This window comes from Aquitalea sp. S1-19 (genome assembly GCF_024343515.1).
Genome location: NZ_RJTZ01000115.1, coordinates 1 through 9,248 on the forward strand (window position 1 = coordinate 1; position 9,248 = coordinate 9,248).

The following is a 9,248-nucleotide window of genomic DNA, read 5'->3' on the forward strand; positions in this document are numbered from 1 at the left end:
GCTTCACCCGCTTCGTGATGTACGGCATCGACCGGCGCGCGTACGCGGGGGTCGGCTACCTGCGCCTGCCGGACATCGACCGCGGCGAGCCTTCGCTGGTGCAGTCGGGATTCGAGCTTTACACCGGCCGCCGCTACCGTGTCGCCGTCAATGTATGCCGCAAGCAGATGACCGCGTGGGTCGACGGCCAGCCCTTGCTGCGCCACAGCGACCCCATGCTTGCCGGCGGCGTACTGGGTCTGCGCGCCAACGGCAGCGTCAATTTCTCCAAGGTGCGGGTCAAGGCGCTGGACAGCGTCGACTGCCCGCGCGATTTTGCCGCCAGCGACTTCATGCGCGACGCCCAAGGCATGCCGCCGCCCGATCCATTGCCGTTCTGCTTTAGCTGCTAGTCACCCAGCCGGCGCACCGGCAGCAGCGCCTTGCCTGCCCAGAACGCCCACTCGGCCTGCCCGGCGCCGGGCAATCTCGTCGGCAAGCGCGATATTGGCATGGCCGTCCTCGCGGCGCGGCGCGATGCGCGTCGGCAACTGCGTCAGCGCGCACGGTGCCTGAGCACCTTCCCGCGCGCACAGCACGTCGGGCGTCGGCCCCAGCGCCTGCTGTATGAGCGCAAGCGACGCCGCCTGCCTGTTTGCATAGCACGCAAGGTCGCCGCCGGCCCTCTTGAGCATTGCCGCCGTCGCCTGCGCGCGATCAATCGCGCACACGCCGGCCTTCACCGGGTGGAACAGCGCATCAAGCTTGCCGCTGGCCGACACCACCCGCGGCGTGCAGGCAGCGGACAGCCCGCGTGCGATCGCGGCGGCGGTCGCACGCGTACGTTCGTCCACATCCGCATACAACGAAATGTCTGCAGCCGCCGGGCACGCGTCCAGCCCAAGACGCTCGCCATAGGCGCGGCCCATAGGCTCGGCCAACGCCGCGCCGCGTGCGGAGAGTTCGCTCCGCCCGACCGTCCACACCGGCCACGGCCGCGCGCTCCACTGTGCAAGCGTGTCCGCGTGCTGGGTCGGCGCGCGCACCCCGTGCCGCGAGAGCACCACCAAAGCCAGCGGCACGTCGTCCGCCCTGGCCGCTACCGGCCACGCGCTAAACACGCATGCGCATGCGCATGCCAGAAACCATTGTTGCCATCCCCGCATCGCAACCTTCCCTTACCAAATGCTACGTCCTCATTGTGCCTTGGTCTCCGCGGCCTAACGCCTCCTGCAGACCGTGCACGGGCTGAATCTGTCAACATTCCGGCACGTGCCGCCAACCCAAGTAGTTGAGCAGATATTTGCTTGCTGCGCCGTGAAAATACGCCATCCAGTTTTTCAGGCGTTGGCGATAGGTTTTCACACTCCGGATATGGAAGACCCTCACACAAAGATCAGGCCTAGCCTGCACAACGTTGTGAGTGATGCCTTGCATGCGAGCCAATGTGATATAAACCACGGCTCCATCCATGCACAACACCGCCTCGGCATCCACCCAGAACGGCAGACATATACGCGGCATCCAGTTTTTCGAGACAGAAACAGGATTCTTCGAGCAACGCCTGCTGCAAGATGATCTGGGCGCAGGCCTTGACGGCCTCGCGTACCAGCACCTCGGCGTTGGCAAGGCTGGTTTACAGATCGGGTGTGCTCGCCATCCCGACAGCGGCAAGATGCCGGGATGAATCGCCAGCGGCAGGGCGAAGGCGACCTCGCCCGCTACGGTCAGATCATCGATGACACCTTGGTGTCGGTGCCGACCCGGCACAACGGGCGCATCGCGCATGATGGTTAAGCGTTTTTCATTCACTTAACGTAGACATCCGCATCATATAGACGCTGATCGACCAAGCCCGGTGCGACAGCGGCAAGGTCGCTCTTGAACGCCAGTTGCCGGATCCAGAGCAACGTAGAGGAAGTCGGGCTGAGCAACCAGGCGCGGGCGTAGGCATCGGCGGCGATGTCAAGCTGCCCGGCGAGTTCGGCGAGCTTGCCGCGGATGACCTGTGCGCGCCAGCTATCCCGCTTGCGCAAGACTGCCTCCATCAAAGCCAGCCCCTGCTGCGGCTGGCCACGGTATAGCGCGTACAGCGCGCGTGCCTCGTACACGAGCACATTCTGGTAATGCGGCGACGCAGACTGCGCAGCCAGCACCGCCATGACGGCATCTACTTCGGCACGCTTGGGCGGCGGCTCGCCATCGGTCGCCAGGTCGCCCAGCACCAGCATGCTCGTGGCCAGCATGGCCAGCACTTCCGGACTCGTCGGATAGCGCGCGCGCACCTCTTCGAGCAGCCTGACCGCCGCGCGCAGCGAGGCGGCATCGGCCTTGAAGAACCGGTAATACCCCTGATAAAACAGCTCAGTTGCATGGAGGTCAGCGGCGGTATCCGCTCCGGGCAACTTTTCCGGCACGGGCTGGTGCAGCGCCCGCAGCACATCACCAGCCAGCGCCGTCATTGCCGCTGCCTGCAACTGCAGCGGATAGTGCTTGTCGAGCAGAACCTGCTCGCGCAACTGATGGGTCATCAGCGCGTGCAGATACGATGTCTGGCCGACCCGCACGACGCGCAATTGCAGGCTGCGCGCGCTGTGGGCTATCGCCTGGCTACGCTCATCGATCGACTGTACCACCTCATACGGGGAATACCGGGCAATCGTATACGCGGCGAGCGAACCCAAACCGACCAGCTGCGCATTCAGGCGCTCGTCCTTCGTCAGCTCGAACACAACCATAATGCGGCGGGGGTTGGGCAGCTCATACAGCGGCGGCGCAGTCGTGTCCGATAGGCGCGGCGGCCACACCAACATGAACAGTATCGCGCCAAAGCTTGCCGCCAAAGCGCCAAACAGCAGCCAGCGCCACCCCGGCCAGGTGACGGGGATGGCGCCAGCGGTCACGCTCGTTACCGGCACCGCCAGCCGGTAGCCGCGCTTGGGTACGGTCTGGATATAGCAGGGCGCATCGTCACAGCCGTCACGCAGCGCCTGACGCAATTCGGATACGGCCTGGGTTAACGCATGCCCCGCCGCATTGACGCCGCACAAGGCCGCCAGCTCGGCCGGGGCAAGCACGACGCCGGGCTGCCCGACCAGGCAGGCAAGCAAGCGGGCCGCGCGCGGCGTCAGCGTCAGCTCGCGTCCACGCACCGGATCATGCAGCCGCGCGTGCCTGACCAGAAAACGCCAATTCCCCAGCTGAAACTCGGCAGCGGGCTGGGCATCGTGCATAACAGCAGACGCTTGCCTGCCCCGGGTGAGGCGCGCAAGCAAACGCCGGATCTGCTTCATCTCACTTAGCCTCCCGCATCCTGTCCGGCAGCCTGTGCCACGAGCTTGCTCAGGCGCGGTGCCAGCTTGGACAACTTGGTATCGAGGCCCAGACGGGTAATCCAGACAAGTGTGCCGGCATCCGGCTTAAGCTGATAGGCTCGGCTGTAGGCATCGGCGGCCTCGTCCAAGCTCCCCTCCAACTCGGCCAGTTTGCCGCTCACGATCTGTGCGCTCCAGGTTTCGCGCAGGTGCAGCGACTGCTCGATCAGCGCCCTGCCCTTGGCTTGCTGCCCCTGGTACAAGGCATGCATCGCCCGCGCTTCAAAGACCACCGGATAGGCAAAATACGGAGTGCCCTCCTGCTGGTACAGCACATCGAAAGTCGTATCCGACGCCTTCAACCAGCGCCCAGCAGCACCCGTATCCAAATCGCTCAAGACAAGCTCGATACTGCCGCGCAGTGCGAGCAGATCGGCTCTGGGATGACTGGCCGTCATCTGTAAGAGTGTCGCGTGCGCCATGCGCAGCGATGCCGCATCCCCCTTGGCGATCCGGTAATACGCCATGAAAAAGCGTTCAGCATTATGAGGGTCTTCCATGGGAGGCGCTGCCAACGGTTTGGTCGGACGCGGATAGTGCAAGGCCTGCAACAGGTCTGCGCTCAGGGCCGACATCGCACCGTGAAGCGGATGCAAGGGATAGCGCTTGTCAAACAGTGGTAAGCCCCGCAGCCTGTGCTCGAAGCGCGCGCGTAAAAAATCGGCCTCGCCGACGCGCTCGACGCTCAGCCGGAGCTCCCGCGCGCTATTCAGGCAGCAGACCGCCCCCCTGTCGGACGGCATAAACTGCGTCATTGAGTAAGGCGTGCGCATGGTCAGGATATAGGCGGCAAAACCGCCCACACCATACTGCAAGGCCGTCAAACGCTCATCGCCAGTCGACTCGATATGGACATCGATGCGCTGGGTGCTGAGAAGAGCTTTCGGCGCGGACTCATTCGTCGCAGGCGCGGGCCACAGAAAGAAGCCCGCCAACGACAATACCAAAAACAGAAGCACAATAAGCAGCACGGGACGACGCCACGGATGCAGCCCTCCGCCAAGGGAAGCAGTGTCAACAGAAGACCCTGTGTCCACTGCTGCGGCCGCAGGTGGACAGATACCGGACAACTTATTTGCACAGCGCTCAACCGGTGCAACCAGGCGATAACCGCGCTTGGGCACGGTCTGGATATAGCAGGCCGCATTATCGCGCTCGCCACGCAGCACCTGACGCAGTTCGAAAATCGCCTGCGTTAGCGCATGGTCGGTCACTTCGCCGCGCGTCCACGCACCACCGATCAACTCGTCCCGTCCCAATACTTCGCCCGCGTGCTCGACCAGACAGCTCAGCAACTGCACGGCACGCGGCGTCAGCACCACCTCGACAGCGCGCGCCTCGTCGCGCAACAGCCCCTGTTCGCTCAGAAACAGCCAATCACCCAACAGATAACATGTTTCCGGCATTAAAATCTTAAGTAAATAAAAAGTTGAATATATAGCAGATTAATAATCTATGCTTTTTATTTGTGCCCGCTGCGCGGACATGTTCAAGCTTGTCGCTTGGGCAAACCGGGCGCAATGGCGCGAGGAAATACGAATAGGCAAGGGGCTTGTAGCAACAAGCCCCTTGCCCTACCCCGAAGGCTCACGAAGCCCCGGCAAAATGCATTACGGACAGGGCCTTATATCGCGCCAACCACAACGGCCAACTTGCAATTGGAAGCACGCCATTTTTAAGCGCCATCTTGCAAGCCAGGCAAAACGGACAGCCCGCTCAGCCTGCATCGACCGCGTCAATGCCGTCGCGGCGCAGAATCTTGCGCAAGGTTTCCAGCGCTTCGACCTGGGTCTGGCGTACCCGCTCGCGGCCGAGCCCCAGCAGCTTGCCTACCACCTCCAGCGTCAGCGGCTCATCCCCATTTAGTCCGAACCGCAATTCGATGACCGCACGCTGTCTGGCGGAGAGCTCGCTCAACCAGCCCTGCAGGCCCTGATCCAGTTGCTGGCGCTGCAGCAGACGGTCTGGCATGCGCTGCGGATCATCGGCCAGGACATCAACCAAGGTCAAAGCGGTACTGTTTCCCAACGGGGTCTCAAAAGAGACACACCCCCCTTGCAATTCAAGCAGCCCTTCCACTTCCGCACGCGGACACGTCAGGCGACGTGCGACTTCGGCCGTCAAGGATTCGCATCCATCCTCGACCTCCAGCGCCCGTAAGGTGCGCTGCACCTTGGAGATTTGCTTGCCCACGTACACAGGCAGGCGCACGGTGCGTGACTGGTTAAGCAGGGCACGCTCGGCGTTCTGGCGAATCCACCAGGTCGCGTAGGTCGAAAAGCGGAAGCCCAGTTCGGGCTCGAACTTCTCCAGCGCATGCATCAGGCCAAGATTGCCCTCCTCGATCAGGTCCAGAAAATCAACGCCACGGTTCTGATAATGCTTGACGATAGACACGACCAACCTGAGGTTGCGCTCTATCATCTCGCACCGCGCCAGTTCGTCCCCTGTCTTCATACGAAGGGAAAGCCGCTGCTCTTCCTCCTGAGTCAGAAGAGGCTTGCGCCCGATCTCGTTGAGATAGATGCGAGTCAGCGTAGTTGTCTCTTCACGCCATGCATCCTGCACGGTCTCTTCCATGCAAGGCGCGAGGGGGGCGTCGTCTTCAGCAAATTGCGCGATCGACTCGTCTACTAAACAGGCTTCTGCAACGGCGAACATAAGTCTCTTCCGAATTCCATTTTTTCAAAGCTGACAAGGCCACCGGCGCCGGGTACCTCCGACTCCAGGTGGGAAACGCCGGCAAAGTTAGTTCCGCATGCCGCTGTTGTCCTCATCGCACGATCAGTTATCGCCCCGCCATATCAAGAAAACATCAAGCCCTTGTTTAAAAACTAATTTTTAGGGGAACGCAAACGCGGCCCTTGGCACAAGGCACATCGGCTTCCCCCGTCGCCAACACCCGAGGTATCTACCGTGCCGCTTTTTCACCCAGCAAAGACCCGTGCCATGACACAGCTGACGTCTTCCTGAGACCCGCAGCCCCCTGCCGCGGCACAGGCAAGGATGGCGCAAGCGGAGGTGCACGACCCGTCACCCCGTCCGGATCCTGACAGGAAAGGACCGGACCAGACGGGGAACCCGTCAGAATGGCGGCAGGGCAATACCCCGCCATCCAGCGGCACCGGCAAGCCAATAGAGCGCTCATCCACGGCATACAAAAAACCGGCCAGACTCGCGTCTGGCCGGCTCGTGTTGATCCAAGCGGAAAAGCGGCTTACAGCTTAAAGCGGCCGAATTCGTCACCCATGCGCCGGGCGGCGATGTCCAGTTCGGTCAGCGTGCTGCTGACCTCCTGCAGGCGGCTGTCGTTTTCCAGAACCTGACCGTTGATCTGCTCGGTGCTTTGCGCGATAAGGGTGGTCGCCACCTGCTGCTCGCTAGTTGAGTGGCTGATTTCGCCCATCTTGCTGACCACTTCGCCCATCGCGCGGCGGATGCCTTCGATCTGGAGGGCCGCTTCACGGGACACGGTGACGCCCCCTTCGACCGACTCGACGGTGCGATTGACGTCGCCGACCGCCTGCGCGGTCTCCTCACGGATCGCCTCTACCATGCCGGCGATCTGCTGCGTTGCCTGCCCGGTACGCTCGGCCAGCTTTCTCACCTCGTCGGCGACCACCGCGAACCCTCGGCCCTGCTCGCCGGCGCGCGCCGCCTCGATTGCAGCGTTCAGTGCCAACAGATTGGTCTGGTCGGCGATATCACGGATCACGTCAGTGATGCCGGAAATCTCCTGCGCGCGGGTATTCAAAACACCCAACATGCCTTCCAGCGCACGCACACTGCCGGCGGTACCTTCCATCCCCTCGCACAAGCGGCGGATGCCTTGCGCGCTCTCTTCCATCTCACCACGCGTGTCGCACACCAACTGGTCGGCCTGCTGCGCGCCATCGGCAATCTGCGCGATGCTGACGGTAATTTGTTCCAGTGTCGCCGCGTTGGCGCTGGAGACATCCGATAGCGCACGCGAGCCGGCCGCCACTTCGCTGACAAGATGGCTGGACGCCGCGACGCCGCTGGCGACTTGTCCCGCTTCGCTGCGCAGGCTGCCGAACAGGGTGCGCAGCCCGACGACGAAGGCGTTGAACGCCTCGGCGGTCTGCGCGATTTCGTCCTCGCCCTTCACCGGTAGCGCACGAGTGAGGTCGGCGTCGCCCTGCGAGATTTCGCGCATCGCGTCGCGCAGACGGATCAGGCCGGAAAGCATGCCGCCGATCACACTGCCGCCGATCAGCACCAGTACCAGCATCACGCCGAAGGTCGAGCCGCCCAAAAGGTAGCTCAGACGGGTGATCGGCGCATCGAGTAGCGCCTCATCCATCGCGACACCGGCAATCCAGTCAGTGCCGGCGACCGGATGCAAGGCGACAACCATCTCGCGCCCATCGACAACAACGGAACGCCCCTCGTCTTCGCCCGCCATGCGGGCGACGGTTTCGCCAGTCAGCGTAGGAGCCAGCTCGGATACCGGTTTTTGCACATGCTCGGCTTGCGGGAACGAGATAACGGTGCCGTCCTTGTCGAGCAGGAACACGTAGCCGTCGGCGCGCACCTTGCGCTCGGCCAGTTGCGCGAACAGCTTGTCGACCAGCACGTCGGCGGCGATCACGCCGGCGAAGGCACCGTTCTCTTTGAACGGCACACTCAGGGTGACCGCCAGCTTTTTACTGATCACATCAACGTAGGGTTTGCTCAGTGCCGGCTCGCCGCTTTGCTTAGCCCGCTGGTACCACGGGCGGGTACGGGCGTCGAATCCGGGGGGCAACACCTTGCCATGGTCGGACACGAAACGGCCGTCCTCGTAGCCGACAGCCAGATTCTCGAAACCGCTGATGCGCGCCTGGCGGTTGATCAGGCGGGTCAGGTCAGCCGCCTGTGTTTCGTCCTCGACACTGCGGGCGTCGCGCAACTGGTCGCTATACCACTGGCCGAGCAAGGCGGCCTCGCTGCGTGCGAGCGAGCTGATCTCGGCATCGCTGCTGTCGATCAGCGCGCGGCGCATCTGGGTGAACGAGATGGCAAACAGGATGGCTGCCAACAGCAACAGCAGGCCGGCGCACAGTATCACCAGCCGGGCTTTCAGGGTCTTGAACACGGGCACTCCTCTTTAAGAAACGATACAAGATAGCGGAGTCAACCGCGGCCAGAGTCCTGGCATAAATCTAACTTAGATTATATTCATATAAACTCATATTTCCATTATCGTGAATAATCACATGCTGTCAGCGAAGCCAATGGATCAACCGCGCGTGGCAGATTTCAGCTTTACACCATGAAAAATGCCACGTGCAAACAGTCCGGTCCGCGGCCAAGGCAACGACACGAACCATGCGGTCGCGGTGATAATCGCGCCGCGCGTAGCGGCATGAGCCCTGCCGGCCATCCAGGCCTAACAGGTCTAAAGCGCCACCAGGCGCAGGCAGGCGGCGAACGCGGCGACTGCCGCCTCGCGCATCTCGTGACAATGCGCGCTAGAAGCGAGCATCAGATTCAGCGACAGTCCGAAATGCTCGACCGCCATCCCCGCCGCATCGTGCAAGGTGTCGCCATCGGCGACAAGCGCCAGTTCGCCGGCCAGGTAGACTTGCAGAGACATCGTATATCTCCCGCAGAAGGATCGGATCGAATTGGCCAGCGTAACAAGCGCCGTCTCGTCAAATTCAGAACAGGCTTTCCAAGTGGCAGCTGCTCGATGCCAGCGCACGCACTTCGCGTACTTCGAGCCGGTAAGCGCCCTCTTCGGCCACCGCCTCGCCATGCAAAGTCAGTTGTACGGGATGGCTACTACGCAAGCGCCATGCTTCTTCCAGCCGTGTGCCCGCCCCAGCCGGCAGCACCAGCCGGTAGCGCGTTTTGACCGCGTTGCAGCGCTCAAGCTGCCACTGCCCGCCA

The 9,248-nt window shown here is 62.5% G+C and carries 9 protein-coding genes; 2 read left to right on the top strand and 7 right to left on the bottom strand.

The window, feature by feature from the left end; translation table 11 throughout:
- Nucleotides 1-392, top strand: a 392-nt coding sequence (locus EGI20_RS14565; RefSeq protein ID WP_498632352.1) for a hypothetical protein, incomplete at its 5' end; no start/stop codon positions are given.
- Here EGI20_RS14565 and EGI20_RS14570 read toward each other — a convergent pair.
- Nucleotides 393-1,061, bottom strand: coding sequence for a histidine-type phosphatase (locus tag EGI20_RS14570; protein WP_498632354.1), 669 nt, complete (start codon nt 1,059-1,061; stop codon nt 393-395).
- A 389-nt stretch (nt 1,062-1,450) separates the two neighbouring features.
- Here EGI20_RS14570 and EGI20_RS14575 point away from each other — a divergent pair, with 389 nt between their 5' ends.
- A complete protein-coding gene (locus EGI20_RS14575) occupies nt 1,451-1,666 on the top strand; it encodes a hypothetical protein (RefSeq protein ID WP_498632356.1) in 216 nt (71 codons plus the stop codon).
- 121 nt (nt 1,667-1,787) lie between these two features.
- Here EGI20_RS14575 and EGI20_RS14580 read toward each other — a convergent pair whose 3' ends face one another.
- The 6 genes from EGI20_RS14580 to EGI20_RS14605 form a co-directional block, all read right to left on the bottom strand.
- Nucleotides 1,788-3,212 carry a winged helix-turn-helix domain-containing protein gene (locus EGI20_RS14580; RefSeq protein WP_498632358.1) on the bottom strand — a complete coding sequence of 475 codons (1,425 nt, stop codon included), beginning with the start codon at nt 3,210-3,212 and terminating at the stop codon, nt 1,788-1,790.
- Nucleotides 3,213-3,277: 65 nt separating this feature from the next.
- Nucleotides 3,278-4,759 carry a winged helix-turn-helix domain-containing protein gene (locus EGI20_RS14585; protein WP_498632359.1) on the bottom strand — a complete coding sequence of 494 codons (1,482 nt, stop codon included), beginning with the start codon at nt 4,757-4,759 and terminating at the stop codon, nt 3,278-3,280.
- 310 nt (nt 4,760-5,069) lie between these two features.
- Complete coding sequence (locus EGI20_RS14590) at nt 5,070-6,014, bottom strand: sigma-70 family RNA polymerase sigma factor (protein WP_498632361.1); 945 nt, start codon at nt 6,012-6,014, stop codon at nt 5,070-5,072.
- Between the two features lie 556 nt (nt 6,015-6,570).
- Nucleotides 6,571-8,451, bottom strand: coding sequence for a methyl-accepting chemotaxis protein (locus EGI20_RS14595; RefSeq protein ID WP_498632362.1), 1,881 nt, complete (start codon nt 8,449-8,451; stop codon nt 6,571-6,573).
- A 303-nt stretch (nt 8,452-8,754) separates the two neighbouring features.
- Nucleotides 8,755-8,952, bottom strand: a complete 198-nt coding sequence (locus EGI20_RS14600; RefSeq protein WP_498632363.1) for a hypothetical protein — start codon at nt 8,950-8,952, stop codon at nt 8,755-8,757.
- Nucleotides 8,953-9,016: 64 nt separating this feature from the next.
- Nucleotides 9,017-9,248: hypothetical protein (locus EGI20_RS14605; protein WP_498632365.1), on the bottom strand; the 232-nt coding region annotated here is incomplete at its 5' end.